This window comes from uncultured Limnohabitans sp. (assembly GCF_937889215.1).
In the GTDB taxonomy this organism is placed as follows: domain Bacteria; phylum Pseudomonadota; class Gammaproteobacteria; order Burkholderiales; family Burkholderiaceae_C; genus Limnohabitans_A.
On the sequence record NZ_CALBEX010000348.1, the window covers coordinates 1 to 1882 of the forward strand.

At 61.3% G+C, this 1882-nt stretch carries 2 protein-coding genes; both read right to left on the reverse strand.

Annotation, left to right across the window (positions count from 1 at the left end; genetic code table 11):
* Positions 1-522 (reverse strand): FAD-dependent oxidoreductase (locus Q0341_RS08950; RefSeq protein WP_299512293.1); only part of this gene is annotated, 522 nt, incomplete at its 3' end.
* Positions 523-529: 7 nt separating this feature from the next.
* Positions 530-1882, reverse strand: a 1353-nt coding sequence (locus tag Q0341_RS08955; RefSeq protein WP_299512295.1) for an adenylosuccinate lyase family protein, incomplete at its 5' end; no start/stop codon positions are given.

A 1882-nucleotide genomic window follows, 5' to 3' on the forward strand; every position in this document is an offset into this window, starting at 1 on the left:
GACATGGGCGGCGACAAAGTGGCCGTCTTTGATCTCCAGTCGGTTGACCGGTGCTTGATAGCGCACCTGCACCCCCAGCTTCTCTGCGCTGCGGAAGTAGGCATTCACCAGGGCCTTGCCGCCACCCATGAAGAAGGCGTTGGTGCGGGCGGTATGTAGTGCGCCCGAGAGTGACGGCTGAAAGTGCACGCCGTGGCTGCGCATCCACGGGCGGCAGGTGCTGGAGTCGCGGATCACACGCCGGGCCAGTTGTTCGTTGGTCAGGCCGCCGGTGACTTTGAGCAGGTCTTGCCAAAATTCCTCTTCGGTATAGGCATCGACCAGCACATCTTGCGGGGCGTCGTGCATGCAACGCAGATTGCGGGTGTGAGCCGAGTTGCCACCGCGCCATTCTTTGGGGGCTGACTCCAGTAGCAGCACGCTGGCACCGGCTTCGCGTGCCATCAGCGCGGCGCAGAGGGCAGCATTGCCGCCGCCGATCACCAGCACGTCCACGGTGGCTTGTTTGTCAGGTGTAGGCATGGCGGGGTCACACTCCCCGGCGTGCCGCCAGTACCCGGTCCACCATCACTCCGGCCTGGCCGAGGTGGTTGACCGGGTCACACAGGGCTTCGAGCTGGGCGCGGGTCACATGTTTGTTGATTTCCGGGTGGGCTTCCAGAATGTCGATCAGCGGGCGGTTTTCCTTCAATGCTTGGCGGCACAGGTCGTACACCAGATCATGGGCGTATTCGCGGCCGATGTAGGGGCCAAGCCCCATCATCACTGCCTCGGACATGACCAGCCCGTTGGTGATGTCCATGTTGGTGCGCATGCGCACCGCGTCCACCTCCAGGCCTTGCAGCACAAACTTGGTCTGCTTCAACGCGCCCGACATCAGGCAGAAAATTTCCGGCAGCGACACCCATTCAATTTCCCACGGGCCGGTGGAGCGCTCATGGTCCGCCACCATCGCGTCCATCAAGGCGGCAGCGTGTTGCCGTGCCACCGACACGTTGGCGTGGATGTACAGGCAGGAAATCGGATTGCGCTTTTGCGGCATGGTGGATGAAGAACCACGGCCAGGTGCATAGGGCTCGAACACCTCACCGACTTCGGTCTGCATCAGCAGCTTCACGTCCATGGCGATCTTGCCCAGCGATCCGCCCACCAAACCCAGAAAGGCACCCACTTCGGCAATGGTGTCGCGCACGGTGTGCCAGGAGATCAGCGGCTGCGCCAGGCCCAGCTCTTTCATCAGGCCAGCCTGAGTTTCCATGGCGCCTTTTTCCAAGGATGACAGCGTGCCCGAAGCACCGCCAAACTCACCCATCAGCACCCGGGGCTTGAGCTGGCTCAGGCGCTCACGGTGGCGCTCAATGCCTGCAAGGATGCTGGCCATTTTGTAGCCAAAGGTGATGGGGGTGGCTTGCTGAAGGTTGCTGCGACCAATGATGGGGGTGTCGCGGTATTTTTGGGCCAGCGTCGCCAATGCGTCCGAGATGTCAGTCAAATCCTGTTCGACCAGCGCCAGGCCTTCGCGCATTTGCAGTACCGCAGCGGTGTCGGTGATGTCCTGGGTGGTGGCACCCCAGTGGCAGTATTCGCCCAGGCCATCGCGGCAGTTGGCGTTGATCTGGTTCACCACCGCGATGATGGGGTAACCAATCTGCTCGGTCTTGGCCTTCAGCTTGTCCCAGTCGATCATGGACAGATCGCAGTGTTTCACGATTTCGTCTGCGGCCTCTTTGGGGATGATGCCCAGTTCGCCCTGGACTTTGGCCAGGGCGCGTTCGATGTCGAGGTATTTGGCGGTGCGGTTTCCATCCGACCAGACATCACGCATGCGTGCGTCGCTGAACATGTCGCCAAAAATTCGTGAGTCAATGATGGTGGAGGCCAT